Here is a 3,663-nt window from a genome sequence, read left to right on the forward strand (position 1 = left end):
TGGTCGGCGCGGCGCGCGTCGAAGGCGGCTTTCCCGAACTCGCCGATGCCGCCGCGGCACTCGTGGCCGAACTGGCGGGCAAGCGCGTCAGCGTCGAAGCGATCTATGCCGCGGCGGCCCGGCTGGAGCAGGCCTATGTGCGCGCGGGATTTCCGCTGGTGCGCGTGGTCTTGCCGCCTCAGCGTCTCGTCGATCACGGCCCGCTGCGCATCGTGGTGGTCGACGGCTTCATCGAGCGGATCGACGTATCTGCGCTGCCATCGCAGGTGCGCGGCGTGGTTCAGCGGCGCACGGCGGCGCTGGTCGGCCGCCGCCACGTGACGCAGGAGCAGATCGAGCACGCGCTGCTGATCGCCGGCGAGGTGCCCGGTGTGACACTGAGGAGCACTTTGGCGCGCGGCGCCGCGGACGGCGGCGTGGCGCTGATCCTCGAAGGCGAGCATCATCTCGTGGCGGTCTCCACCGGCACGGACAACCGTCTCGCCAAGTCGCTCGGGATCTGGCAGGCGCGCGGCGCCGTGACTGTCAACAGCGCGCTGGGCTGGGGCGAGCAGGTCTATGCATCGGTCGGCAGCGGCGCGAACCCGAATGATTTCGTCGCGGGCCGTCCTCCGCTGCTGCTCTACGGCCTGGGGCTGGTGCTCCCGGTCGGCAATGATGGCCTGACCATCAATCCGGAATATACGAGGTCGATCACGCGCACGGCGGCCGCGGCCAACGTGCCCGCGACGCGCGGCACCTTCGAGCGTTATGCGATCCGACTGCGCGATCCCATCCGGCTGACGCGCAGCGGCTCGCTTTATGCGAACGCTGCGCTCGAACTGATCGACCAGCGGTCGGACGCCGCAGACTTCGGCCTGGCACTCAACCACGATCATTACGGCGTGCTGCGCGTCGGCCCCGACTATGCGACGACCCTGCCATGGGGAGCCGGACTGCAGCTCGGCGCCCAGGGAGCATTCGGGCTGGGTGGCCGCGGACCGCTCGACGTCGCCGCGTCGGACGTCCCCTTGTCGCGGCAGGGCGCGAGTTCGCAATTCGTCAAATGGTCCGCCAACGCGCGCCTGACGCAGCCGTTGCCGGGGGGGCTGCAGCTCGACGTGCTGACGGCGGGCCAGTACTCCCAGAACCGGCCGCTGTTGCGGCCCGAGCAGATCGCGCTCGACGGCGCCGATGCGCTGACGGCCTTCGCGACCGGCACGTTTACGGCCGATCAGGGAGTCACCGTGCGCGGCGAGCTGTCGCGCGCGTTCGCGCTTCCGGCGAGCACGATCAAGGCGAACATGAACCTGTCGCCCTATCTGTTCGCCGCCTACGGCCGCGGCTGGATCGTGAATGCAACCGCCGTCGAGCAACCCAGCTTCAATGCTGAATCGGTGGGATTAGGCATTCGCAGCGGTCTCGGTGCGGTGACCGGATGGACGGCCGCAAACCTCACGGTCGAGGTCGCACGCGGCTTCACCGATCTCGCTGGCGTCAGGGCGGGATGGCGAGGGACGATGTTGCTGAACGTCTCGTTCTGAGTCTCCCGATGCTCCCAGCCTGACCTGCCCATTTGGTGACTCCTGCGTTAACGCGAGGGGGGCCGAAATAGCGAAACATTTCATCAAATGTCAGTCCGGACCGGTTCCAATCCCGCCGCCGCGCGCAACGAAGCGAGACCGCGGCTTGGGCATCGCAGCACAAACAGTGAGTATCAATGACGGGCGTGTGTTGGAGTCACGGGGCGCAGGCCGGAATCGGACGTCGCGTGAGTTTGGCCCTGTTGCTGGGCTCGGCTTCCATGCTGGTGCTGGCATCGCGCGCAAGCGCGCAGAGCGTGCTGCCGCAGGGTGCGTCGGTCGCGTCCGGTCAGGTGAGCATTGCCAACCCGGGCAGCAACGCGCTGACGGTCACACAGACCTCGGCGAAGGCGATCGTCAACTGGAACAGCTTCTCCGTCGGCAGCAATGCCAGCGTGACGTTCGTGCAGCCGAATGCCAATGCGGCGATCCTCAATCGCGTGACCGGCGGCACGTCCTCGACCATCGCCGGCAAGATCACCGCCAACGGCCAGGTGTACCTGGTCAACCCGAATGGCATTGCGATCACGCCGAGCGGGTCGGTGCAGGTCGGCGGCGGCTTCGTGGCCTCGACGCTCGACATCAGCGATGCGGATTTCAATGCCGGCCGTCTCAACTTCACCGGCAAGGGCGCGTCGGCCGCCGTCAGCAATGCGGGTACGATCAGCGGCGCGGCGGGATCTTATGTCGGCCTGATCGGCGGCTCGGTCTCCAACAGCGGCACCATCAGCGTTCCGCTCGGCAAGGTCGGGCTCGGCGCGGGAGAGCAGGTCACGCTCGATCCGAGCGGCGACGGCTTCCTGCAGGTCGCGCTGCCGACCAGCGCGAAGGCGTTGGATGGCAAGGCGCTGCTCGACGTCTCCGGACGTATCAGGGCCGCTGGTGGCCGCGTCGAGATCCGGGCCGCGGCCGCGCAGCAGGCGGCGCGCGACGTCGTCAACGTCTCCGGCGCGATCTCCGCGCGCTCCGTGTCCGGCCGCTCCGGTAACATCGTGCTCGGCGGCGGCGGTGGCGCGGTGACCGTGTCCGGCCGTCTCGCGGCCAATGGCGGCCGGCGGCAGGCCGGCGGCACCATCGTGGCCACCGGCAGCAAAGTCGCGCTGACCGACACTGCGCGCATCAGCGCCGACGGGAAGAGTGGCGGCACCATCCTGATCGGCGGCGACCAGCGCGGCGGCAGCGATCCCGCGGCCAAGCTCGTTAGCGGCGACGTCCCGAACGCCGAGGTCACGACCGTGGCGCAGGGCGCTGCGATCTCGGCCAATGGCAGCAATGGGGACGGTGGCAGGGTCGTGCTGTGGTCCGATCAGTTCACCGACTTCCGCGGCTCGATCAGCGCGATAGGGGCTGGCACCGGGAGCGGTGGCGCCGTTGAAACGTCCAGTCACGGCGTGCTGAACTACCAGGGCACGACCGACGTGACCGCGCAGAACGGCCGCACCGGTGCGCTGCTGCTCGACCCCTACAACGTCACCATCTCGACAGGCAGCGACACCAACCACGACGCGAGCTTCGCCGCGACCGGCAGCGGCTCGATCATCAATGTGACGACCCTGCAGAATGCGCTCGCGAGCGCCAATGTCACCGTGTCGACCGGATCGTCCGGCGTCGAGGCCGGCGACATCACGCTGAACAGTTCGTTGTCATGGGCGGCCAACACGCTGCTGACCTTGAACGCCGCGGGTGGGATCATCCTCAATGCCGGCATCACAAACTCCGGCGCATCCAGCGGATTGACGCTGACGGCGAACGGCACCGCCGGAATATCCGGGTCCGGCACGATCGCCAACTCCGGCTCGCTGACCTTCAACGTCGCCAACGCGGCTGGCGCGGGAACCTTGTCAGGCGCCATCAGCGGCGCCGGGACCGTCATCAAAACAGGTGCGGGAACGCTCACATCATCGGCTGCCAACACTTATACCGGCACGACGGCCGTCAGCAGCGGCACGCTTGCCCTGAGCAATACGACCTCGTCCTCCGCCTTCACGGTCGCCTCCGGCGCCACTCTTCAGGTCGGCAATTCGTCGTTCGACTACACGTTCAACCCGACCTCTGCGTCCGCCATCAGCGGGTCGGGAACGCTGCAGAAGATCGGCACCGA

Annotated in this window: 2 protein-coding genes; both read left to right on the forward strand. The window is 68.0% G+C overall.

What is annotated here, in order from left to right:
• Positions 1-1,523, forward strand: a 1,523-nt coding sequence (locus tag BRAS3809_RS04905; RefSeq protein WP_052523358.1) for a ShlB/FhaC/HecB family hemolysin secretion/activation protein, incomplete at its 5' end; no start/stop codon positions are given.
• A 227-nt stretch (positions 1,524-1,750) separates the two neighbouring features.
• On the forward strand, positions 1,751-3,663 hold a 1,913-nt coding region (locus tag BRAS3809_RS04910), incomplete at its 3' end, for a two-partner secretion domain-containing protein (protein ID WP_240535599.1).

Origin of the sequence: Bradyrhizobium sp. STM 3809 (assembly GCF_000239795.1) — a bacterium.
GTDB lineage: Bacteria > Pseudomonadota > Alphaproteobacteria > Rhizobiales > Xanthobacteraceae > Bradyrhizobium.